This window comes from Flavobacterium fragile (genome assembly GCF_023634865.1).
Taxonomy (GTDB): domain Bacteria; phylum Bacteroidota; class Bacteroidia; order Flavobacteriales; family Flavobacteriaceae; genus Flavobacterium; species Flavobacterium fragile.
Genome location: NZ_JAMLJN010000001.1, coordinates 26368 through 47941, shown reverse-complemented (window position 1 = coordinate 47941; position 21574 = coordinate 26368). Strand labels below are relative to the sequence as shown.

Sequence of the window (21574 nt, the reverse complement as noted above, 5' to 3'; positions counted from 1 at the left end):
AGGGATTTGACAAAAGTAAATGTGCACGTTTATTGGCGTCTAAGAGTATCAATTTAATTTTTAACAAAAGAATAATTACCCCTTTTATTCGTATTTATTATACGAATGAAAACTTTATTCAAAAAAAATGGCTTAGTGCCAAAAATAAAAAGTCGCTATTTTAGTAGCCTTTTACCCTTTACCTTTTGCCTTTTACCTTTTACTTCTTTTTCACAAGAAACTCAGAAAGACAGCTTGAAAGCTACAAAACTTAAAGAAGTAACCGTTTCATCTGTAAGAGCAAAAGACAAAAATCCAATTACATTTACAAATGTTTCCAAAGAAGAAATTGCGCCAAGAAATTTAGGTCAAGATGTGCCGGTTTTGTTGCAATATTTGCCTTCTGTCGTAAGTACAACTGACGCTGGAAATGGTGTAGGTTATACGTATATGAGAGTTCGTGGTTCTGATGGTTCTCGTATCAACGTAACTTTAAACGGAATTCCTTTTAATGATAGTGAAAGCCAAGGAACGTTTTTTGTGAATTTGCCTGATTTTGCTTCTTCATTAGAAAGTGTTCAGTTACAACGAGGAGTAGGAACTTCAACTAATGGAGCCGGAGCTTTTGGCGCGAGTTTAAACATGGCAACCAAATCCTATCAAGAAAAAGCGTATGCTGAAATTGCAAATTCTTTCGGAAGTTTTAATACCAGAAAACACACATTGGCTTTTGGAACAGGATTGCATAACAATTTTGAATTGAACGGGCGCATTTCCAACATTGCTTCGGATGGATTTATCGATAGGGCTTCATCAAATATGTTTGGCTACTTTTTTAATGCCAATTATGTTAAAGAGTCAACTCTTGTGAAATTCATGGCGTTTGGAGGAAAAGAGAAAACCTATCAAGCTTGGTACGGAATTGAAGATCCTGAAAAACTAAGAAACGACAGAACTTTTAATCCTGCCGGAATGTATTTTGATGAAAACGGTAACATGCAATTCTATGATGATGAAACTGATAATTATTGGCAAAATCATTTTCAATTGCATTGGACAGAAAAATGGTCAGAGAACTGGATTTCGAATGCGGCTTTACATTACACAATTGGAAAAGGTTATTTTGAACAATACAAAGAGGATGAAGATTTAACGGATTACTATTTGCCTGCTTTTAACGGAAATTCAATTTCTGATTTGGTAAGAAAACGTTGGCTAGATAATGATTTTTTTGGAGCTACTTTTTCTTTAAACTATAGAGATAGTAAAACAGATTTTTTACTTGGAGGTGCAGCCAATCGCTATTTAGGATTACATTATGGAGAAGTAGTTTGGACCCAAAATTATATTCCTTCTCCTAATCGATATTATGATAATTACGGCAACAAAGATGATGTGAATTTTTATACAAAAGCGTCTTACAATATTACGAACAAGTTCAATTTATTTGCCGATTTACAATATCGAATGGTTTTTTATGAGGCAAATAGTTTTAGATTTAATGATGTAAATGACATATTTCGATTCTTTAATCCTAAAACAGGAATTAATTTTCAGTTGAATGAGAAAAATGTTTTTTACGGATATTTTGGGATAGCTAACAAAGAACCAAGACGTGATGATTATGAAAGTGGCGCAACAAAACCAGAACGTTTGCTAGATTATGAATTGGGTTGGAAATACAATTCAAAGAAAATTCGTTTAAATACTAATGTTTTTTACATGAGATATCACAACCAACTTGTTATGACAGGGGCTTTAAATGATGTTGGTTCGCCAATTTTCACTAACAGTGGAAAAAGTTATCGCTTAGGATTAGAAGTGGAATCGGTTATAGCACTAAGTGATAAATTAATTTTGAATCCGAACATTACATTAAGTCAAAATAAAAACGAAGATTTTTATTTTCAACGCGATGGAATTATTCAAGACTTAGGAAATACCAATATTGCTTTTTCTCCAAGTATGGTAGCAGGCAACAGATTAGCTTATTTACCTGTTAAAGGTTTGCAATTATCATTGTTATCAAAATTTGTTGGAGAACAATACATGGGAAATATCGATTCAAAAAAATCTATTTTGGATAGTTATTTAGTGAATGATTTTAATGCTTCCTACGATTGGCAAATAAACCAAGGAATCAAATCGGTCGTTTTTTCAGCCCTAGTTAACAACATCTTTAATGTTGAATATGAATCTAATGGTTATTTCTATACTTATGAAGATACTTGGTCTGGACCAACACCAATCACAATAGAAGGTGCGGGCTTTTATCCACAAGCAGGGATAAACTTCCTTTTAGGAGTGACTTTAAAATTTTAATTTCATGTGTTAATCGAAAAAGCCTGAAATATCTATTTTTTTCAGGCTTTTCTGTTAGTTATAAACACGAAGTGAAAACTCATCTAGTTGTTCTACCCTGTATCGTTTCATAGGATATTGCATTCCTTGGGCTTGACCTGAAAACAAACTATATCGTACATTATCACAAGGACAAATAGCGTCAATTCCACTCAAAGTCATCGTTGAACAAGAACTCAGTTCCTGGTTGGGACATGCAGCATCATATGCTACATAACCACTTCCTGTATTAAAAACAAAAATCCCTCTAACTCCTACTCCTGCATTTCCAATATAAACACCATTACTCGGAAATTGTAAATTACTAAATTGAGGCAAATTCATATTGATATTTACGTTAAAACCATAACCAGGAATATACGGATTATTGTTTGTGAAATTATCGGTGTCACAACTTAAAAAAAAAGACAATAACAATAATAATAAATATTTTTTCATGATTTTTATACAGCATTTGAAAAACAAATTTAATTATTTACTTTTGACAAAACATTAAATAGAACATAATTTAATATTAAAATATTTACTATCTTTGTGAAAAGAGAATCCCATGAAGGTGGGATTCTTTCTATTTATATAAATAATGAAGTTATGAGTACAGTATCTTATTACACAGCAGAAGGATTAAAAAAATTAAGAGAAGAATTAGATCACTTAAAAAGTATAGAACGACCAAAAGCTTCACAAGCCATTGCTGAAGCAAGAGATAAAGGCGATTTATCTGAAAACGCAGAATATGATGCTGCAAAAGAAGCGCAAGGATTGTTAGAAATGCGAATTGCTAAAATGGAAGAGCTTGTAGCAAACGCTCGTTTAATTGATGAGTCTCAATTAGATTTATCAAAAGTATTGGTTTTATCGACAGTTAAGATTAAAAATCAAGCTAACGGAACCGAAATGAAGTACACACTAGTAGCAGAAAGCGAAGCTGATTTAAAATCTGGAAAAATATCTGTTACTTCACCTATTGGAAAAGGTTTATTAGGTAAATCAGTTGGCGACATTGCTGAAATCAATGTGCCTAATGGCGTTTTAAAGGTAGAAATCTTAGAAATTACTCGCGATTAATTATCAGAAGAATAATAGTAACTGACCTATAAAACTTTATCTTGAAAACATGAGTTCAATATTCACTAAAATAGTAAACGGAGAAATTCCTTGTTATAAAATTGCTGAAGATGAAAATTATTTAGCTTTTTTAGACGTGAACCCTAATACCAAAGGTCACACGCTATGCATTCCCAAAAAAGAGATTAACAAAATCTTTGATATGGAAGAAGAGCATTATTTAGGCCTCATGAAATTTTCAAGAAAAGTTGCTAAAGCTCTTGAAAAAACAGTAGAATGCAAACGTATTGGTGTAGCTGTTGTAGGATTGGAAGTCCCTCATGTTCACGTACATTTAATTCCTCTTCAAGATATGGACGACATGCGTTTTCAAAGAAAAACAAGCTTATCAACTGAAGAGTTTCAAACACTAGCTAAAGAAATCTACTCAAATTTATAAAAAAAGACACCTAAAGGTGTCTTTTTTTAAACAAATAAATACGATGAAATATCTATTCTATCTAATTTTTTTTCAAACTTCCCTTTTTTCACAAGTAAAGGGTTTCTATTCTTCTGTAGAGAAACCTATGTTATCTATTCCTCAATTAAAAAGCAAATCTGTTGAAGAGATTTCGGATTATATAAAAAGCAATTTTTCAAACGAAGAATTACAAATTAAGGCTGCCTATTTTCATGTTATTTCTTCTGTAGATTATGATGTTAATTATAATTTTTCAACGGAATTATTTAGTAGCGATGAAGATTTTGTAAGTAAAACGATAGCTAACAAAAAAGGAGTTTGTATACATTATGCAAAACTCTTAAAAGCAATTTTAAATAAGTTAGGATATTCATGTGAAATTGTGACCGGTTATACCAAACAAAATAATCAAATTGGAAATTTATCCCATGCTTGGTGTGCAATAAAAATGAAAGATAATAATTGGTATCTCTTTGACCCAACTTGGGATTCGGGTTATGTTAAAGAAGGGAAATATACAAGAAACATAAGTTTCAAATATTTTAAAATGTTACCTTCTAAAGCAATTTTAACACATATGCCATTTGACTATTTATGGCAATTCACAAAAGAACCGATTTCCAATCGCGAATTTTACAACGGAAAACCATATGAAGGAAAGCCAAAATTAAATTTCAATTATCAAACTGAAATTGATAAATATTTTCAACTTTCAGATGTCGATAAAGCTTTTGAAAGTGCTGAAAGAATTAAAAATAATGAAATAATTAACGATCTAATTTTAGAGCAGTATAATTATCTGAAAAGTGTTTTTAATACAAATCGAATGAATACAAACGTAACTAAATTCAATGAAATTGTTGAAGAATATAATGTTGCTATCGTATTGCTAAACGATTTTATTATTTACAGAAATAAAGAATTTACTCCATCTTTCTCTGATGCTATTCTTTCAGAAATGATTCAAACTCCAAAAGAACGATTAGAACAGGTTCAGAAAGATTTTTTTAATTTGGGAAGTATTGGAAAAGAAAATGCCGCAACACATAGCTCCCTTAAATTATCCATTACCGAAACTGTTAAACAAGCCCAAGAACAATATGAGTTTGTAAAAGAATACATTTCTAAAAACAAAAAAGAAAGAAAAAAAATGTTCAGTGTAACTACTAATTGGTTTGGAAAACCTGTAAAATAGTTTACAACTTATTGTAACTAATTTGCATGGTTGTTCCTTTTCCAATTTCAGAATGAGCCACTTTAATTTTTCCTTTGTGATACGCTTGAACTATTCGCTTAGTTAAGGATAATCCTAATCCCCAACCTCTTTTCTTAGTTGTAAATCCAGGTTCAAAAACTTTGATAAATTGATTTTTTGGAATTCCCTTTCCAGAATCGGTAATACTAATTTTTACAATATCTTCAAGTTCAGAAATTACAATATTTAAACTGCCTTTACCCTTCATGGCATCAATCGCATTTTTAACTAAATTTTCAATTGTCCAACTATGTAAAGCTGGATTGATTTCAACAAAAATTGGATGTTCCGGAGCTTCAAAATGAAAACTAACTTGTTGTGATACCCTAGTTTTTAGATAGTCAACCGTTTTAAGTGTATCTTCTACTAGATCTCTTTTTTCTAAAATGGGTTCACTTCCAATCTTTGAAAATCGATCGGTTATAGTTTGAAGTCGGTTAATATCTTTTTCAATTTCAACAATAGTACTCTCGTCAATATTTTCCATTTTTAAAATTTCCAACCAACCAATTAGGGAAGACAATGGAGTTCCTATTTGGTGTGCTGTTTCTTTAGCCATTCCAGCCCAAAGTTTATTTTGTGTAGCCATTTTTGTAGCCCTATAAAAATTATACACCACAGCACCAAACAAAATTATAATAAGCAATAAGGCAATTGGATAATATTTCAATTTATTTAATAAGGGAGAATTTCCATAGTAAACCAACTGATAACTTTTCTTAGAAAGATGCATCGTAATAGGCTGATTATCATTTTTTATCGAATTGAAATATCTTTTTAATGATAAAGTATCTTTTGAGATGGTTTCATCAATATTATCGAAATTAATGATTGAATCTTTACTATCCGTAACAAACATCGGAATTGAAGTAGTGTTGGTAATAATTTGAAGTGGAAGTTCTACATCAGTATACTCATTCGCGTTTGCTAATGTTTGCTGGGCACTTACCCAATACTCCATTTTAGCGCGCTCCTCGTTCTTAAAAATTTGGAAGAAATTATAAGTATTCCAAAGTATTAAAATAACAATAAAAAACGATGCGATTATAATAAACCAACGAGTAAGATTTCGCCTTTCTGAAAACTGCATGAATCAAGATTTGATGTAAAAATACTAAAAACCATTTTATTTTGAAACTAAGAAACTTAAGAATAACGTATTTTGAAAATAAAAAAGGCCCAACTTTCGTTGAGCCTAAATTTTTCTTTTTCAAAGACTATAACAATGAATCAATTGCATCTGTATACGTTTTCTTTGGAGCAACACCCACTTGTCTTCCAACCACTTCTCCGTTTTGGAATACTAAAACTGTTGGGATGTTTCTAACTCCATATTTTGCAGCAAATTCTTGATTTGCGTCAACATCTACTTTTCCTACTACTGCTTTACCTTCGTATTCAGCAGAAATTTCGTCGATAACTGGACCAACCATTCTACATGGACCACACCAAGCTGCCCAAAAATCAACTACTACTGGTTTATCTGATTTTAAAACTACTTCCTCAAAAGTAGCATCTGTAATTGCTAATGCCATATTGTTTTTCTTTATGTTTTTACTTTATTGATATGCAAATTTAGGAATTAAATTGAAATGAATTCGCTTTTAAAAATTAGTTTTTGTTATAGTTGCATTTTCAGAATTGATACTAATTCAACCTAAAACTCAATTGCATGCGTTCTAATTCTTGCAATAATTCCGATGAAATTTTGACTTTTAACTTTCTACTTGGCATCACTAACTTAGTTTTCACTACTATTTCCTCTTTTTCTGTTGGAACAGCGATATCCATTTCTTCCATTTCATCAAAATTTTCTTCCATTTCATCTTCTGTATCGGCTGCAATCATGGCAATTGGTTTTTCTTCCACCATTCGCTTGATTTTCTCCAATTCCATCACTTCAAAAGTTACATTATGATCGCCTTTGTGTTGGGTAAAAATTTGATTTAATTCCGTAATCACCCCTTCTTTCACTTCATTAATTGCTAACTGGAGTATTATTTTTTTGGCAAATGTTGGCAACACGTCAGCTAACATTTTCACATCTATAAACTGAATTCTTGGATCCGATTTTTTACCCGTTTCGCGATTTACCCAACCTTCTTTCACCGTAATTTTAAAGTAAGCAAACTGATTTTGCAATAAAAAATGGCGGAATTTTAAATACTCTTCATCAAAAATTCGGAATTCGAAACTCTCATCATAACCTTCCACTACAAAAGTCGCCCAACCTTTACCGTTTTTAGCTGTTCGATGTTGCACATTAGTTACAATTCCGCCAAAAGAAAGGTTCTTTCCAACGTTTTGTTCTATGTTTTTCAAACCTTCCAAATTAGTATTACAGAAATATTTCATTTCAAATTTATAATCATCTAAAGGATGACCCGAAATGTAAATTCCTACTACTTCTTTTTCTTTCGCCAACTTCTCCATAGTACTCCATTCTTCACATGGTGGTACTTGTGGTTCTGCAATTTGTACTTCAGAAGCATCTCCAAACAAACTTACTTGGGCAGAATTTTCATTTTCTTGAAATTTCGAACCGTAACGAATCGCCTTTTCTAAAAATGTAATTCCGTCGCCATCATGATGAAAATATTGTGCTCGATGGGTTTCTGCAAAACCATCAAAACCTCCGGCTAAAGCTAAGTTTTCAAATGCTTTTTTGTTAGCCGCACGTAAATCAATTCGTTTCGCTAAATCGAAGATGGATTTATATTTTCCGTCTTTTCGGTTATCGATGATGGTTTGAACGGCTCCTGCTCCAACACCTTTGATGGCTCCCATTCCAAAACGAACCGCATAATCTTCATTTACCGTAAATTTATAATACGATTCATTCACGTCTGGACCCAAAACGGCTAATCCCATACGCTTACATTCTTCCATAAAGAACGAAACTTGTTTGATATCGTTCATGTTATTGGAAAGCACCGCAGCCATATATTCCGCAGGATAATGCGCTTTCAAATACGCAGTTTGATAAGCAATCCAAGCATAACAAGTGGAGTGCGATTTATTGAAGGCATAACTCGCAAACGCTTCCCAGTCGGTCCAAATTTTATCTAATTTTTGTTCGTCATGACCATTCGCTTTTGCTTGATCGATGAACTTAGATTTCATTTTATCCAAGACATCTTTTTGCTTTTTACCCATCGCTTTACGAAGTACGTCGGCATCACCTTTAGAGAAATTTGCCAATTTTTGCGACAAAAGCATCACCTGCTCTTGGTAAACGGTAATTCCGTAGGTTTCTCCTAAATATTCTTCGCAAGCATCTAAATCGTAGGTAATCGGTTCTTCTCCATTTTTTCTACGAATGAAAGACGGAATGTATTCCAATGGTCCAGGTCGATATAACGCATTCATGGCAATTAAATCGGCAAAAACAGTTGGCTTTAAGTCCTTCATGTATTTTTGCATTCCGGGTGATTCGTATTGGAAAATACCAACCGTTTCACCTCTTTGGAACAACTCATATGTTTTAACGTCATCAATTGGAAATTCGTCAGGATTCAATTCGATTCCCGTGCGATATTTTACCAATTTCACCGTGTCTTTAATTAAGGTTAGGGTTTTTAATCCTAAGAAATCCATCTTCAACAAACCAGCACTTTCTGCTACCGAGTTGTCAAATTGGGTCACATATAAATCCGAATCTTTTGCAGTGGTTACGGGAACGAAATTTGTAATATCATCTGGTGTAATAATCACACCACAAGCGTGAATACCCGTATTTCGCATGGAACCTTCTAACACTTTAGCTTGCTGTATAGTTTCACCTGCTAAATCTTCAGAATTGGCGATTTCGATTAATTCTTTTACTCGGTCAAATTCTTCCGAACGTAATGCTTTTTTAACTTCGGATTCATCTTCGGCTAAGAATCTTGCTAAATTCCATTTAGAAGGCATCATACCTGGAATTAATTTAGCTACTCTATCCGCTTCAAAAAGTGGTAAATCCAAAACACGTGCGGTATCTCTAATGGCTGATTTTGTAGCCATTTTACCGTAAGTGATAATTTGAGCTACCTGATTTTTTCCATATTTATCAATTACATATTGCATCACACGACCACGACCTTCATCATCGAAGTCGATATCGATATCGGGCATAGAAACACGGTCGGGATTTAGGAAACGCTCAAAAAGCAAATCGTATTTAATCGGGTCGATATTCGTGATTCCTAAACAATAGGCTACAGCCGAACCCGCAGCCGAACCACGACCTGGCCCAACGGAAACGTCCATTTTTCTAGCTTCGGCAATGAAATCTTGTACAATTAAGAAATATCCTGGATAACCTGAATTGGAAATCGTAAGTAATTCAAAATCTAGACGTTCTTGAATTTCGGGTGTAATTTCGCCGTAACGTTTTTTGGCGCCTTCCATGGTTAAATAACGCAAATAGGCATTTTCACCACGAACACCTCCATCTATTTTATCTTCCTCTACTTCAAATTCGTCAGGAATTTTAAATTTTGGAAGTAATACATCTCGATATAAAGAATACGGTTCCGTTTTATCAATAATTTCTTGAATATTAATAATAGCTTCGGGTAAATCGGCAAAAAGTTGCTTCATTTCGTCACCCGATTTGAAATAATATTCTTGATTTGGCAATCCATAACGATAACCCCGTCCGCGACCAATTGGTGTTGCTTGTTTCTCACCATCTTTTACACACAATAAAATATCGTGTGCGTTGGCGTCTTCTTTATTAACGTAATACGTATTGTTGGTTGCAACTAACTTCACATTATGCTTTTTTGAGAAAGCTATCAATGTTTGGTTCACACGATTTTCGTCTTCTTGTTTGTGACGCATTAATTCCAAATAGAAATCAGCACCAAATTGTTCTTTCCACCAAATTAGTGCTTCTTCGGCTTGACTTTCACCGACATTCAGAATTTTACTTGGAATTTCTCCATATAAATTTCCAGACAGCACAATAATGTCTTCTTTATATTTCTCAACAATATTTCTATCGATACGAGGAACATAATAAAAACCATCGGTATAAGCGATAGAGGACATTTTGGCTAAATTATGATAGCCTTTTTTATTTTTTGCTAATAAGACTACTTGATAACCATTGTCTTTTTTAGTCTTATCTTTATGATCGTCACAGATATTGAACTCGCACCCTACGATAGGTTTAATAACGGTTTCCGTTGGTTCTTCACCGTTTTCAATTAACTCTTTATTTTTGGCTTCAGCAGCTTTGTTATGATTTAAAACGGCGCTTACAAAATGAAATGCACCCATCATATTCCCGGTATCGGTCATGGCAACCGCTGGCATTTTAAATTTTGCCGAAGCTTTTACCAAATCATTAATTGCAATAGTAGATTGCAATACCGAAAACTGTGTGTGATTGTGCAAATGTGCAAAAGCAGCGTCTTTTAAATCGGCTTTTGTAGCATCTGAAATAGTGGCTTGCTCTTCTTCGCTTTGGATTTTTTGTAATCGGGTTCTGATTTCATCCGAAGCTTTTTTGAGATTGATGTGTTTTAAACCAATCAACTGAATTTCGCCTGGATTATTTTCACGAAAACGTCGAAAATATTCTGGCGTTACATCTAATTCTTCTTTAGTAAAAACCTCTCTTTTAATCAACTCAAGAAAACAACGTGTTGTTGCTTCTACATCGGCAGTGGCATTGTGCGCTTCTGCGAAGGGTTGGTTAAAAAGATATTGATGTAATTCGGTAAGAGTTGGTAATTTGAATTTACCTCCACGACCTCCTGGTAATTTTAATAAGTTAGCAGTGATTTCAGTACAAGTATCTAAAACCGGCATTTTAGTCATATCCGAACCAATATTCATACGATGGAATTCACATCCCATGATATTAACGTCAAACCCAACATTCTGCCCAACGATGAATTTTGCTTTTGAAAGTGCGATGTTGAATTTCTCTAAAACTTCTGATAACAGAGCTCCTTGTTCCATTGCTAACTCGGTGGAAATACCATGAATCCTTTCAGCATCATAAGGAATATTGAAACCTTCGGGCTTAACCAAGTAATCTTGGTGCTCGATTAAATTTCCCATTTCGTCGTGCAATTGCCATGCTATTTGTATACAACGAGGCCAGTTGTCGGTATCAGTAATCGGTGCCGACCAACTACGAGGCAATCCTGTGGTTTCTGTATCAAAAATTAAGTACATCTATCTGATAATTAAGCTAAAGAAAAAAACAAAAGCAAATTTTGAATAAAAACAAAAATACATTTTAAGTTAGTGAATGCCAATTTAAGTTATCAACAAAAAAAACCACTTAAGAAAGTTAAGTGGTTTTGAATCATATTCATGAATTGTAATTTACATGGAAGGAACTTTGTAGAAAAATCCATCTGAAAATGTTGCCACTTCTCCATCTTGGTCAACTACACTGAAATTAAAAGTTCCGGAAAATTTACCATCACTCGCTTCCGTTATGGTGATTTGTCCATTACTTTGCTGCACATTTACAACTCTGAAAGTGGCATTATTATTTCCACCTACTACAGTTATTAAATCACCTGCTACATAACCCAAACCTCTTGAAACAATAGTTGCACTGGTTACCCTTCCATTTAAAGTCTGAGTAGCCACTCTTAATCCCGATCCAGAACCTCCTGTAGTTTGTGCTGCAGAATTATTTGTATAGAGAGTGCCTTGATTAACCAAATTAGATATTTTGTATGCTGGACCAGCAACAACTCTACTATCATAAGTATTGGTCAACACTGGAGAATCTATATCGTAAGTTACAAAATTAGAGTCATCGCTAGTACCTAAAATATACGTTCCAACTGAAGCGCTATTTGTTTCCAATGTTACAGTTTCATAAGGCGTGTAAGCAGTTATTATTAATCCACCTGCAGGATTAACCGTAACTCTTGCATCATTTGCTCTCCAGAAAACATTATCAAGATTGGCTTGAAATGCTGGCGTATTTGTTTTGATATCTTCTTCACAAGAAGAAAAAATTACAAGTAAAGCCAACAAAGAAATTATTTTTCTCATTTTTTAAAAAATTCTAACATTTGTAATGGAAACAAAAATAACTTTTTTATTGAAACAAAAGCGTTTTACATAAAAAAATATTTTAGACCCAATAATAGAATTGTAATGCAAAGTTTTATATATTTGCACCCTTAAATAACCGAGGTCGAGAACCTCAAATTAATCACAAGATTATGTCAGTAAAAATTAGATTACAAAGACACGGAAAAAAAGGGAAACCTTTTTATTGGGTTGTTGCAGCAGATGCAAGATCAAAAAGAGATGGTAAATTCTTAGAAAAATTAGGAACTTACAATCCAAACACTAACCCTGCAACTATCGATTTAAACATCGAAAAAGCTGCACAATGGTTACACAACGGTGCTCAGCCAACTGACACTGCTAGAGCAATTTTATCTTACAAAGGTGCTTTATTAAAACACCACTTAGATGGAGGAGTTCGTAAAGGTGCTTTAACTCAAGAGCAAGCAGACGCTAAATTAGCAGCTTGGTTAGAAGAAAAAGCAAACAAAGTTGATGCTAAAAAAGCTGGTTTATCAAAAGCGGAAGCAGATGCTAAAGCTAAAGCTTTAAAAGCTGAAAAAGAAGCAAACGAAAAACGTATTGCTGCTCAGGCTGAGGCTGCAAAAGCTGCTGAAGCTACAGAAGAAGTTGCTGAAGAAGTAGTTGAGGCCGCTGCTGAAGAAGCTCCTGCTGTTGAAGAAAACAACGAAGAAACTCAAGCATAATTTTACAGCGATTCCATGCGTAAAGAAGACTGTTTCTATTTAGGTAAAATCGCGAAAAAATTTAGTTTCAAAGGGGAAGTATTGGCGTATTTAGACACCGACGAACCCGAATTGTATCAAAATTTGGAATCAGTTTTTGTTGAAATCAACAAAAGTCTGGTTCCATTTTTTATTGAAAGTAGTTCGCTTCACAAAGAAAAGTTCTTACGTATCCGTTTTGAAGACATTCAAACAGAAGACGAAGCAGATGAAATTATGGGAAGTGAATTATATCTTCCACTTTCTATGTTACCAAAATTAGAAGGAACTCAATTTTATTACCACGAAGTAATTGGATTTGATGTATTAGATACTCGTTTGGGTAACATTGGTAAAATTACCGCTATCAATGACAGTGGCGCTCAACCTCTTTTTGAAATTGATAAAAACGGATCCGAAATTTTAATTCCGCTTATTGATGATTTCATTATTGCACTTGACAGATCAAACAAAACCATTACTTTAGAAACTCCTGAAGGTTTGGTTGACCTTTATTTACAGTAGTTGACAGTCGCAGTCACAGTTTACAGTTTTTTAAATTGTTAAATTCAATCCTTATTCATCTTGTTTAAATTCAAACAATTTTCTGTTGATCAAGATCGTTGTGCTATGAAAATTGGCACCGATGGTGTTTTGCTTGGCGCTTGGACTCCATTAATCAACAATCCATACAATATTTTAGATATTGGTGCTGGAACTGGGATTTTATCTTTAATGTTAGCCCAAAGAAGCAACGCCGAACAAATCGATGCGATTGAAATTGACGAAGACGCTTACGAACAATGTGTCGAAAACTTTGAAGCTTCGCCTTGGGGTGATAAATTATTTTGTTTTCATGCAGGTTTGGATGAATTTGTAGACGAACCTGAAGACGAATACGACTTAATTATTTCCAATCCGCCTTTTTATACCGATGATTACAAATCTGCCACTACTTCGAGAGATTTAGCTCGTTTTGAAGATGCTTTGCCTTTTGAAGAATTAATTGAAGCAGCTGAATTACTACTTTCGGATAACGGAATTTTCTCTGTAATTATTCCTTATAAAGAAGAAGAACGTTTTGTTGCTATGTGTAAAGAATTGGATTTGTTTCCATTAAAAATTACTCGTGTAAAAGGCACTCCAACATCAGAAATTAAAAGAAGTTTATTGGCTTTTTGCCGAATGGAACAAACGCCGTTAATTGATGAATTAATTATTGAAATTTCCAGACATAATTACACTTCGGAATACATAGAATTGACGAAAGAGTTCTACTTGAAGATGTAGCCCTAGCCCAGATGGTAGCGGCATCCTTTTTGTTTTTCAAGCATTTCTTTTACTATGAAATAACGATTTTTTTTAGAATTCGATAAAACAAAAAGATATAGCGAACAGCTGGAAAAAGCTTCATATAAAATTATAACACTTGTTGATTGATTTGTTAAAAATCTTTACTTACTTTTGTTTCTTTCAAATTAAAAAATATGAAACCAGACTTATTTCAATCTCCAGATTATTATTTATTAGACGAATTATTATCTGACGAACATAAAATGGTGCGTGATGCTGCACGTGCTTGGGTAAAAAAAGAAGTATCTCCAATTATTGAAGAATACGCACAAAGAGCAGAATTTCCAAAACAAATCGTAAAAGGTTTAGGAGAAATTGGTGGATTTGGCCCCTATATTCCAGTAGAATATGGTGGTGCTGGATTAGATCAAATTTCTTACGGCTTAATCATGCAAGAAATTGAAAGAGGAGATTCAGGTGTACGTTCGACTTCTTCGGTTCAATCTTCATTGGTTATGTATCCTATTTGGAAATACGGAAACGAAGAACAAAGAATGAAATATTTACCAAAATTAGCCACTGGAGAAATGATTGGTTGTTTTGGTTTAACAGAGCCAGATTATGGTTCAAATCCAGGTGGAATGGTGACTAATTTTAAAGATATGGGCGATCATTATCTTTTAAATGGTGCTAAAATGTGGATTTCGAATGCGCCTTTTGCTGATATTGCAGTAGTTTGGGCTAAAAACGAAGAAGGAAGAATTCACGGATTAATCGTGGAAAGAGGTATGGAAGGTTTTTCAACTCCTGAAACACACAATAAATGGTCGTTAAGAGCTTCAGCCACTGGAGAACTTATTTTTGACAACGTAAAAGTTCCAAAAGAAAACTTATTACCTAACAAATCTGGATTAGGAGCACCACTAGGCTGTTTAGATTCGGCACGTTATGGAATTGCTTGGGGAGCGATTGGAGCTGCAATGGATTGTTATGATACAGCTTTAAGATATTCAAAAGAACGTATTCAGTTTGACAAACCAATTGGAGCTACTCAATTACAACAAAAGAAATTAGCCGAAATGATTACTGAAATCACGAAAGCGCAATTATTAACTTGGAGATTAGGTGTTTTACGTAACGAAGGAAAAGCGACTACAGCTCAAATTTCGATGGCAAAAAGAAACAATGTTGATATGGCGTTAACTATTGCTCGTGATGCACGTCAAATGTTAGGCGGAATGGGAATTACAGGTGAATATTCCATCATGAGACACATGATGAATTTAGAATCTGTAGTTACTTACGAAGGTACGCATGATATTCACTTGTTAATTACAGGTATGGATGTAACTGGTTTCCCTGCATTCAAGTAATTAAACAATAGATAAATTTGATACAAAATGCTTCTCTTTTTAGGGAAGCATTTTTACTTTTGTATTGTATGGATTCAAAACCATAAGAGGTTAAAATTTCGTATATAAAACAAAAATTGCCCAATGAATATTCAAACCATAAACCAATCGATTCAAAATCAGAAAGAACAATTATTAAATCATTCGTTATACAATAAAGTAAAAACGATAGACGATTTGCATTGTTTCTTAGAAAACCACATTTATGCGGTGTGGGATTTTATGTCGCTACTAAAAGCCTTACAAAATAAATTAACTTGTACTATAACGCCTTGGTTACCGATTGGAAATCCAGAAATTTGTTATTTAATTAATGAAATAGTTGTAGCCGAAGAAACCGATTTAACATTGGACGGAACACGTCAAAGTCATTTTGAAATGTATTTGGATGCGATGACACAATGTGGTGCTTCTACAACTCAGATTAATGCATTTTTGAAGAATGTTGAAGAAACAAAAAACATTTTTGTATCGATAAAACAAAGCGATTTACATCCGAATGTGAAGGCATTTTTAGATTTTACTTTTAGAGTAATTGAACAAGGAAAACCGCATGAGATTGCAGCTGCTTTTACTTTTGGAAGAGAAGATTTGATTCCAAATATGTTTACTGAAATCTTGAAAAACTTTCAGCAAAACTTTCCAGAAACGGATTTATCAAAACTCATTTATTATTTCGAAAGACATATTGAATTAGATGCTGATGAACACGGCCCAATGGCGATGCAAATGATTGCAGAACTTTGTGGCGATTCTGAACAAAAATGGAATGAAGTACAAGAAGTTTCGGTTTTAGCTTTAGAAAAAAGAATCGGACTTTGGAATGCCATTGAAGAGCAAATGGAACACAAACATGAATTAGTATAAAATGAAAAGCGAGAATTTCTTCTCGCTTTTTTTATTGTTCTGGTGCTATTTCAATTTCCAAACCTTCTAAATCTTCTGTGATTGGAATTTGACAACCTAACCGTGAATTATCCTTTACGTGATAGGCTTCCCAAAGCATCGCTTCTTCATCAGGATTGCGTTCTAAAGAAACGACATCATTTAAAATATAACACTGACAAGAAGCGCACATCGCCATTCCACCACAAACACCAACAGTTCCGTCTTCGGCCAATTCATACGAACGAATTAACTCCATAATGTTCATGTTCATGTCGGTTGGAGCTAACACTTCATGTCGTACTCCGTTTCTGTCGGTTATGAAAATTTTTACGTCTTGACTCATATTAATCAATCGATTTAACAACCGCTTTTTCTGCTTCTTTTCTTGTCCCATCAAAACCATCAACTCCAGAAACCGTGGTATATTTCAACACGTAACGTTTTCCTGGATTGATTCTGTTGTACACACTTTGACACATTAAAGTTGCTTCGTGGAATCCACATAAAATCAACTTTAATTTTCCTGGATAGGTGTTTACGTCACCAATAGCGTAAATTCCGTCGATATTGGTTTGATAATCTAATGCGTTATTTACTTTAATGGCGTTCTTTTCGATTTCTAATCCCCAGTTAGCAATTGGACCTAATTTTGGCGTTAATCCGAAAAGCGGAATAAAATAATCGCATTCTGCTTTCATTCTCGCGCCATTAACTTCAATGTCAACAGCGGTAATTCTCTCACTACCATTAAACCCAACCACTTCTGCAGGAGTAACTAATTTAATTTTTCCAGCGTTCTTTAATTCTTGTACTTTTTCAACCGAATCTAAAGCACCACGGAATTCGTTTCTTCTATGAACTAAAGTCACAGAATTCGCCACATTAGACAAGAAAATACTCCAATCTAAAGCAGAATCACCTCCGCCCGCAATTACAATATTTTTTCCAAGATACTTTTCTGGATCTTTTACGAAGTAATCTACGCCGCGATCTTCTTTTTCGTAGAATTCGATATCTTTCAAAATAGGCTTTCTTGGCTCGAAAGTTCCTAAACCACCTGCAATAGCTACTGCTTTTGCATGATGTTGTGTTCCCTCGTTAGTAGTTACTATAAAAGTTCCGTCATCTAATTTTTGGATGGTTTCAGCAGTTTCTCCTAAAGTAAATCCCGGTTGAAACTGTTTGATTTGTTCCATCAAATTATTAACCAAATCACCCGCTAAAACCGAAGGATAACCAGGAATATCGAAGATAGGTTTTTTTGGATATAATTCAGCTAATTGACCACCTGGCTGCGGTAAAGCATCAATGATATGGCATTTTAATTGTAAAAGTCCGGCTTCGAAAACGGCAAAAAGTCCCGTAGGACCTGCACCGATTATAAGAATATCTGTTTTAATCATTTTTTTTATTTTGAAGATAGCAAAGTAACAAACTCGTAAAGTATAGAAATATGATTTATATCATGCTATCTATATCTATGCAATGTTTTCTACCGATTCAATTAGTGGAGCATACTTTTTAATGGTAGTTTCAACACCTGCTTTCATAGTGCTAATACTTAAACTACAATTGGTACAAGCTCCTTCTAAACGAACTTTTACATGTTTATCGTCGATAATTTCCACTAATGAAATATTTCCTCCATCTGAATTCAAAAATGGACGAATTTCCTCCAATGCTTTCTCAACATTTTCTCTGATTTCTGTTGTAGTCATGTTATTTCCCTTTAACAGCAGAACATCCTGCCATTGTTGTTATTTTGATAGCTTCTGTTGGCGGTAACGTTTCATTACGATTTACCGTTTCTTGCACTACGTTTCTTGTAATAGTTTCAAAAATACTTTCCAAAACTGACGCCGTTTGTAACGCTGCTGGTCTACCGTAATCTCCTGCCTCACGAATACTTTGTACCAATGGCACTTCTCCTAAAAGAGGCACTTGTAAATCTTCAGCCAAGTTTTTAGCACCTTCTTTACCGAAGATGTAATATTTATTTTCAGGTAGTTCTTCTGGTGTAAAGTATGCCATGTTTTCAATAATTCCTAAAACGGGAACATTAATCGATTCTGACATAAACATTGAAACACCTTTTTTAGCGTCTGCTAAGGCAACCGCTTGAGGTGTACTTACTACAACCGCTCCTGTAATTGGCAATGACTGCATAATTGATAAGTGAATATCCCCTGTTCCTGGTGGTAAATCGATTAACATAAAGTCTAATTCACCCCAGTTCGCATCAAAAATCATTTGGTTTAAAGCTTTGGCTGCCATTGGTCCTCTCCAGATTACTGCTTGATCTGGCTTTGTAAAAAATCCGATAGACAAAATTTCAACCCCATAACTTGAAATAGGTTGCATTTTTGATTTTCCATCCACCTCAACTGAAATTGGTTTTGCATTTTCAACATCAAACATAATAGGCATAGATGGTCCGTAAATATCGGCATCTAAAACTCCAACTTTGAATCCCATTTTTGCTAATGAAACGGCTAAGTTAGCTGTAATAGTAGATTTTCCTACACCACCTTTTCCTGAAGCAACTGCGATAATATTTGAAATTCCAGGAATTTGTTTTCCACGAATCAAATTAGGATTCTCTGGTTTTTCTGGCGCTTCAACTTTGATATTTACTTTTACTTTGGCTTTTTCGTAAACTTTTTCGTGGATTACTTTGATGATATCTACTTCAGCACGTTTTTTAATGTGTAATGCTGGAGTTGACAAAAGCACATCAACAACAACTTCATCTCCAAAAGTGATTACATTTTGAATGGCACCACTTTCTACCATATTTTTACCTTCACCTGCTACAGAAATAGTTTCTAATGCTGCTAATATTTGTTTTCTATCTAGTTTCATTTTTACTTAAAAGTTTATGTATTTAGAAGTTTAAAAGTTTTCAGAACTTTTATTTAAACTTAATATGAATTGCAAAGATAATAAGAAGTTTAGGAGTTTAAAACTTAAAAAGTTTAAAGTTTTTATAATTTGATAGTTAGAATCTATGATCAAATAAAAAAGCAACCCTTCATAAAAAGATTGCTTTCTTAAACTAATTGAAAAAATAGTATTAATACTGTAAGAATAAGTTGAAATTGATATCAACATTGTCATTAACTACCACCATGCCTAATAATTTTTTAGGAGATTTTAATTTAAAATCTTTGATATCTAATCTTAATTGTCCTTTTACATTATTTGTGTTTTGATTGTAAGTTATTGGCACTATATAGTCTTTGTCTTTTCCAGCTATACTTACATTTAACTTGGCGGTTATATTGTCTTTTAATGTATTAATTTCTTTAACGTAAATAATTATATGAGGGTAGTCATCAGCTTTTAGAATACTTTTAAAATCTTTAGTAATCATTCTGTGAGCACAATCAAATCCTTTGCTTTTAATTGCTAATCTAGCTCCTCCTAAAATTATCTTCGAATTACTTTTTACTATTTGCACATTCAAATCATTTTCAATAAAATCTGAATCATATTTGCATTCGAAACTATTTACATTTGATTTACCTTTAATAGTAACTTCACTTTTATTTGTAATTTTAACTTTAGTTTCGTTTGATGAAAAACCAAAACTGAGAAAAATAAAAAGTGATATAATACCTATTGTTTTCATAACCTTAAAGTAAAAGCGAAAAGCTAAAAAACTTTTCGCTTTTAAATATTATTTTAATTGCTGTTAGAAACTAATAATCGCTTCAAACATAACTCCTTTAAATCTACCACCATACAAATCATTTGGATTAACTCCAGTGTACTGACTATATCCTTGGTAATTTTGTTGAACGTAAGCTAATTTTGCCAATACATTTTTAGTCATAAACCATCCAGCACTTGTTTCAAATCTATTAACATCTACTTTATTCGCGTCAGAATTTTTTAATTTGCCTGATACGGTATTGAATTTACCACCTACATAGTATTTTTCATCTTGTCCAAATCTATATACAACATCTCCTGCATATTGATTTACTGTACGTTTGTCATCTGTTCCTTTAAAATCACCTCCAGAAGCAAATTCTAAAGTTCCGAAAAATTCAAATCCTTTATATTTCACAAATGGGTTAAACATATATGAAGTAGCCCAGTTACCAAATCCAGGATTAAATCTACCTGTTGCATAATTAGCAGTTGGATCAAAGTTGTCTGCTACAGCTGCTCCATTACCACCTGTGTAAGCTGAATGTGACATCACACCATAAAAACGGCTACCGGCTCTATCAGAACCATATAAGTTACCACTAGAATTTGCTACATGGTATAAAGACCCTGTCAATCTTACTCTTAAATCAGAATTAATCTGTTTGTCATAACCTAATTTAGCTAAAATTGTTGGACTTATAGTTGTGTTTTGGTCTGGAGCTGTTGGAGTAGCTGTACCAGGTACGATCTCTTTTACATTTTGATTCAATTTTGAGTTTGTAATACCTATCATACTTACAAATCCACTTCTGTTGTAATATAATTCTGCTCCCATTTCAGTGGTAAAAGCATCCATTACATTGTTTCCGATAAATGGGTTAAATAAAGCCTGTCCGTTGTCTGAACGTCTAAAGTGAGCATCACCATAGTTGTTCTCCATTTGTCCAATTTTAATAGTAGCATACTTCATGAAACCAGCGAGGAAATCTTTTTTAATGAAATCTAATTTGTCAATTTGTAAATATCCTCCTTTAACCCAAGTTTCATTGTGGTGTCTTGCTGCTAAATACACATCTAAATTAACTCTAACACCATCGTAAAGTTGAGCTCCAATGGTCATATTAGCCATTGGTAAATTAAAATTATTCTCTAGATTGTTCAATCTATATCCAGCGATAGGTGCTGGTAAATTCTCATGCTTGTTAAATGAGTTAACCGCTTGATATTGTAGAGCAAAAGCCGCTCCTAAATCAACGCTAAGTCCTTTAAATTCAGCACTGTCTTTTTTAACATCAAATACATTAATTCCTGCCTTACCTCTAGGAATCATATTCTGCATTTGTCCAAATGAAGGAGCTTGTGCCTGTATAGCATTTGCAAAACTTAAAGCCGCTGCTATGACCGATATTCTTAAAAATGTTCTCATGATTTTTAAATTTAA

20 protein-coding genes are annotated in these 21574 nt (G+C 33.6%); 9 read left to right on the top strand and 11 right to left on the bottom strand.

What is annotated here, in order from left to right:
- Positions 1-105: 105 nt before the first annotated feature.
- A complete protein-coding gene (locus tag NAT47_RS00230) occupies positions 106-2301 on the top strand; it encodes a TonB-dependent receptor (protein ID WP_250579335.1) in 2196 nt (731 codons plus the stop codon).
- Between the two features lie 54 nt (positions 2302-2355).
- Here NAT47_RS00230 and NAT47_RS00225 read toward each other — a convergent pair whose 3' ends face one another.
- Positions 2356-2778 carry a Rieske (2Fe-2S) protein gene (locus NAT47_RS00225; RefSeq protein WP_250579333.1) on the bottom strand — a complete coding sequence of 141 codons (423 nt, stop codon included), beginning with the start codon at positions 2776-2778 and terminating at the stop codon, positions 2356-2358.
- 153 nt (positions 2779-2931) lie between these two features.
- Here NAT47_RS00225 and greA point away from each other — a divergent pair, with 153 nt between their 5' ends.
- The 3 genes from greA to NAT47_RS00210 all read left to right on the top strand — a co-directional run bounded on the left by greA (position 2932) and on the right by NAT47_RS00210 (position 5063).
- Positions 2932-3408, top strand: coding sequence for a transcription elongation factor GreA (gene greA, locus NAT47_RS00220; RefSeq protein WP_250579331.1), 477 nt, complete (start codon positions 2932-2934; stop codon positions 3406-3408).
- 49 nt (positions 3409-3457) lie between these two features.
- Positions 3458-3847 (top strand): HIT family protein, encoded by a 390-nt coding sequence (locus NAT47_RS00215; RefSeq protein WP_250579330.1) that lies wholly within the window; start codon positions 3458-3460, stop codon positions 3845-3847.
- Between the two features lie 127 nt (positions 3848-3974).
- Complete coding sequence (locus NAT47_RS00210) at positions 3975-5063, top strand: transglutaminase domain-containing protein (RefSeq protein ID WP_250579329.1); 1089 nt, start codon at positions 3975-3977, stop codon at positions 5061-5063.
- A gap of 1 nt (position 5064) precedes the next feature.
- Here the strand turns inward: NAT47_RS00210 and NAT47_RS00205 are convergent, their stop codons facing one another.
- The 4 genes from NAT47_RS00205 to NAT47_RS00190 form a co-directional block, all read right to left on the bottom strand.
- A complete protein-coding gene (locus NAT47_RS00205; RefSeq protein ID WP_250579328.1) occupies positions 5065-6213 on the bottom strand; it encodes a sensor histidine kinase in 1149 nt (382 codons plus the stop codon).
- A 127-nt stretch (positions 6214-6340) separates the two neighbouring features.
- Positions 6341-6673, bottom strand: a complete 333-nt coding sequence (gene trxA, locus NAT47_RS00200; RefSeq protein WP_332841709.1) for a thioredoxin — start codon at positions 6671-6673, stop codon at positions 6341-6343.
- A 97-nt stretch (positions 6674-6770) separates the two neighbouring features.
- Positions 6771-11297, bottom strand: a complete 4527-nt coding sequence (dnaE, locus tag NAT47_RS00195) for a DNA polymerase III subunit alpha (protein WP_250579325.1) — start codon at positions 11295-11297, stop codon at positions 6771-6773.
- A gap of 153 nt (positions 11298-11450) precedes the next feature.
- Positions 11451-12137, bottom strand: a complete 687-nt coding sequence (locus NAT47_RS00190; RefSeq protein WP_250579324.1) for a DUF6252 family protein — start codon at positions 12135-12137, stop codon at positions 11451-11453.
- 173 nt (positions 12138-12310) lie between these two features.
- Between NAT47_RS00190 and NAT47_RS00185 the strand changes: the two genes are divergently transcribed.
- From NAT47_RS00185 to NAT47_RS00165, 5 genes are all read left to right on the top strand, one after another.
- Positions 12311-12865, top strand: a complete 555-nt coding sequence (locus NAT47_RS00185; protein WP_250579323.1) for a 30S ribosomal protein S16 — start codon at positions 12311-12313, stop codon at positions 12863-12865.
- Between the two features lie 15 nt (positions 12866-12880).
- Positions 12881-13408 carry a ribosome maturation factor RimM gene (gene rimM, locus NAT47_RS00180; RefSeq protein WP_250579322.1) on the top strand — a complete coding sequence of 176 codons (528 nt, stop codon included), beginning with the start codon at positions 12881-12883 and terminating at the stop codon, positions 13406-13408.
- A gap of 60 nt (positions 13409-13468) precedes the next feature.
- Entirely contained in the window at positions 13469-14173 is a 705-nt protein-coding gene (locus NAT47_RS00175) for a tRNA1(Val) (adenine(37)-N6)-methyltransferase (protein ID WP_250579321.1), read from the top strand.
- A gap of 197 nt (positions 14174-14370) precedes the next feature.
- A complete protein-coding gene (locus NAT47_RS00170) occupies positions 14371-15549 on the top strand; it encodes an acyl-CoA dehydrogenase family protein (protein WP_250579320.1) in 1179 nt (392 codons plus the stop codon).
- Between the two features lie 123 nt (positions 15550-15672).
- Complete coding sequence (locus tag NAT47_RS00165) at positions 15673-16455, top strand: DUF3050 domain-containing protein (RefSeq protein ID WP_250579319.1); 783 nt, start codon at positions 15673-15675, stop codon at positions 16453-16455.
- Positions 16456-16486: 31 nt separating this feature from the next.
- On the opposite strand, the gene NAT47_RS00160 is transcribed toward NAT47_RS00165, so the two are convergent.
- The 6 genes from NAT47_RS00160 to NAT47_RS00135 all read right to left on the bottom strand — a co-directional run bounded on the left by NAT47_RS00160 (position 16487) and on the right by NAT47_RS00135 (position 21559).
- Positions 16487-16819, bottom strand: coding sequence for a 2Fe-2S iron-sulfur cluster-binding family protein (locus tag NAT47_RS00160; RefSeq protein WP_250579318.1), 333 nt, complete (start codon positions 16817-16819; stop codon positions 16487-16489).
- 1 nt (position 16820) lies between these two features.
- Positions 16821-17879, bottom strand: a complete 1059-nt coding sequence (locus NAT47_RS00155; protein ID WP_250579317.1) for an NAD(P)/FAD-dependent oxidoreductase — start codon at positions 17877-17879, stop codon at positions 16821-16823.
- 75 nt (positions 17880-17954) lie between these two features.
- Positions 17955-18194, bottom strand: a complete 240-nt coding sequence (locus NAT47_RS00150; RefSeq protein ID WP_250579316.1) for a NifU family protein — start codon at positions 18192-18194, stop codon at positions 17955-17957.
- Between the two features lies 1 nt (position 18195).
- Positions 18196-19338 carry an Mrp/NBP35 family ATP-binding protein gene (locus tag NAT47_RS00145; RefSeq protein ID WP_250579315.1) on the bottom strand — a complete coding sequence of 381 codons (1143 nt, stop codon included), beginning with the start codon at positions 19336-19338 and terminating at the stop codon, positions 18196-18198.
- 211 nt (positions 19339-19549) lie between these two features.
- On the bottom strand, positions 19550-20107 hold the full coding sequence (locus NAT47_RS00140) for a YceI family protein (protein WP_250579314.1): 558 nt from the start codon (positions 20105-20107) through the stop codon (positions 19550-19552).
- A 63-nt stretch (positions 20108-20170) separates the two neighbouring features.
- Entirely contained in the window at positions 20171-21559 is a 1389-nt protein-coding gene (locus NAT47_RS00135) for a hypothetical protein (protein ID WP_250579312.1), read from the bottom strand.
- Positions 21560-21574 lie beyond the last annotated feature (15 nt).

Bases quoted from the DNA above. Each gene is read 5' to 3' on its own strand.
- NAT47_RS00170 (WP_250579320.1), top strand. From the start codon at position 14,371: ATGAAACCAGACTTATTTCAATCTCCAGATTATTATTTATTAGACGAA.
- NAT47_RS00155 (WP_250579317.1), bottom strand. From the start codon at position 17,879: ATGATTAAAACAGATATTCTTATAATCGGTGCAGGTCCTACGGGACTT.
- NAT47_RS00190 (WP_250579324.1), bottom strand. From the start codon at position 12,137: ATGAGAAAAATAATTTCTTTGTTGGCTTTACTTGTAATTTTTTCTTCT.
- rimM (WP_250579322.1), top strand. From the start codon at position 12,881: ATGCGTAAAGAAGACTGTTTCTATTTAGGTAAAATCGCGAAAAAATTT.
- NAT47_RS00150 (WP_250579316.1), bottom strand. From the start codon at position 18,194: ATGACTACAACAGAAATCAGAGAAAATGTTGAGAAAGCATTGGAGGAA.
- NAT47_RS00215 (WP_250579330.1), top strand. From the start codon at position 3,458: ATGAGTTCAATATTCACTAAAATAGTAAACGGAGAAATTCCTTGTTAT.
- NAT47_RS00225 (WP_250579333.1), bottom strand. From the start codon at position 2,778: ATGAAAAAATATTTATTATTATTGTTATTGTCTTTTTTTTTAAGTTGT.
- NAT47_RS00145 (WP_250579315.1), bottom strand. From the start codon at position 19,338: ATGAAACTAGATAGAAAACAAATATTAGCAGCATTAGAAACTATTTCT.
- NAT47_RS00205 (WP_250579328.1), bottom strand. From the start codon at position 6,213: ATGCAGTTTTCAGAAAGGCGAAATCTTACTCGTTGGTTTATTATAATC.
- NAT47_RS00140 (WP_250579314.1), bottom strand. From the start codon at position 20,107: ATGAAAACAATAGGTATTATATCACTTTTTATTTTTCTCAGTTTTGGT.
- NAT47_RS00160 (WP_250579318.1), bottom strand. From the start codon at position 16,819: ATGAGTCAAGACGTAAAAATTTTCATAACCGACAGAAACGGAGTACGA.
- NAT47_RS00230 (WP_250579335.1), top strand. From the start codon at position 106: ATGAAAACTTTATTCAAAAAAAATGGCTTAGTGCCAAAAATAAAAAGT.
- NAT47_RS00210 (WP_250579329.1), top strand. From the start codon at position 3,975: ATGTTATCTATTCCTCAATTAAAAAGCAAATCTGTTGAAGAGATTTCG.
- dnaE (WP_250579325.1), bottom strand. From the start codon at position 11,297: ATGTACTTAATTTTTGATACAGAAACCACAGGATTGCCTCGTAGTTGG.
- NAT47_RS00165 (WP_250579319.1), top strand. From the start codon at position 15,673: ATGAATATTCAAACCATAAACCAATCGATTCAAAATCAGAAAGAACAA.
- NAT47_RS00135 (WP_250579312.1), bottom strand. From the start codon at position 21,559: ATGAGAACATTTTTAAGAATATCGGTCATAGCAGCGGCTTTAAGTTTT.
- NAT47_RS00185 (WP_250579323.1), top strand. From the start codon at position 12,311: ATGTCAGTAAAAATTAGATTACAAAGACACGGAAAAAAAGGGAAACCT.
- greA (WP_250579331.1), top strand. From the start codon at position 2,932: ATGAGTACAGTATCTTATTACACAGCAGAAGGATTAAAAAAATTAAGA.